This is a genomic window from Arthrobacter sp. 05N33_2 (assembly GCF_056397425.1).
This window is the reverse complement of record NZ_JBFTNJ010000142.1, coordinates 1-1,427: the sequence shown is the minus strand read 5'-3', so window position 1 is coordinate 1,427 and position 1,427 is coordinate 1. Positions and strand designations below refer to the sequence as shown.

1 pseudogene is annotated in these 1,427 nt (G+C 64.5%); it reads right to left on the bottom strand.

Annotation, left to right across the window (positions count from 1 at the left end):
- A pseudogene (locus tag AC1DHX_RS20685) lies at nucleotides 1–1,396 on the bottom strand (pyruvate dehydrogenase (acetyl-transferring), homodimeric type); the annotation flags it as partial.
- Nucleotides 1,397–1,427 lie beyond the last annotated feature (31 nt).

Here is a 1,427-nt window from a genome sequence, read left to right as displayed (position 1 = left end):
TCTCCGGGGAGTCCATGCCGGGGTGGTAGTACGGCGGCCGGTAGAGGTCCGCTTCGAGCTGGTCGTCCGTGATCGGGATGCGCAGGTGGTCGCGGAAGGCCTTGAGGTCCGCGAGGGTGAGCTTCTTCATCTGGTGGGTCGCGTTGCGGCCCTCGAAGTGGGTGCCCAGGCCGTAGCCCTTGACCGTGTGCGCCAGGATGACCGTGGGCTTGCCCTTGAACTCGGTGGCGGCCTTGTAGGCGGCGTAGACCTTGTTGTAGTCGTGGCCGCCGCGCTTGAGGTTCCAGATCTGGTCGTCGGTCAGGTCCTGGACCATTTCCTTGGTCTGCGGGGTCTTGCCGAAGAAGTGCTCGCGGACGAACGCGCCGGATTCGGCCTTGTACGTCTGGTAGTCGCCGTCGACGGTCTCGTTCATGATCTTCACGAGCGAGCCGTCYTCGTCCTTGGCCAGCAGGTCATCCCACTCCCGGCCCCAGACGACCTTGATGACGTTCCAGCCGGCACCGCGGAAGAACGCTTCGAGTTCCTGCATGATCTTGCCGTTGCCGCGGACGGGACCGTCGAGGCGCTGGAGGTTGCAGTTGATSACGAAGTTGAGGTTGTCGAGCTTGTCGTTGGCCGCCAGCTGCAGCAGGCCGCGGGACTCGGGCTCGTCCATTTCGCCGTCGCCCAGGAACGCCCAGACCTGCTGGTCCGAGGTGTCCTTGATGCCGCGGTTGTGCAGGTACCGGTTGGACTGGGCCTGGTAGATGGCGTTCATCGGGCCGATGCCCATCGAGACGGTGGGGAATTCCCAGAACTCCGGCATCAGGCGCGGGTGCGGATAGGAGGACAGGGCGTGCCCTTCCTTGGACTTCTCCTGGCGGAACCCGTCCAGGTCCTCCTCGGAGAGCCGGCCTTCCATGAAGGCGCGGGCGTACATGCCGGGGGAGGCGTGGCCCTGGAAGAARACCTGGTCGCCGCCGCCGGGGTGGTCCTTGCCGCGGAAGAAGTGRTTGAAGCCGACCTCGTACAGGGTCGCGGCGCCGGCGTARGTGGAGATGTGGCCTCCGACGCCGATGTCCGCCCGCTGYGCCCGGTGCACCATCACGGCGGCATTCCAGCGCAGCCAGGCRCGGTATTTGCGTTCGATCTCTTCATCGCCAGGGAATGCCGCTTCCTGGTCRACCGGGATGGTGTTGACGTAGTCCGTGGTGGTGACCATCGGAACRCCCACGCTCTGCGCGCCGGCCCGCTGGAGCAGGCTTCGCATAATGTACTGGGCACGTTCGGTGCCTTGTTCCTGAATCAGGGTATCCAGGGACTCCAGCCATTCGGCGGTCTCTTCCGGATCACGATCAGGCAGCTGGTTTGTCAACCCGCTGAGGATATGGGAGGTATCTTCTCCTGCAGCCACGTCCAGGTATCTTCTCCTGCAGCCACGTCCA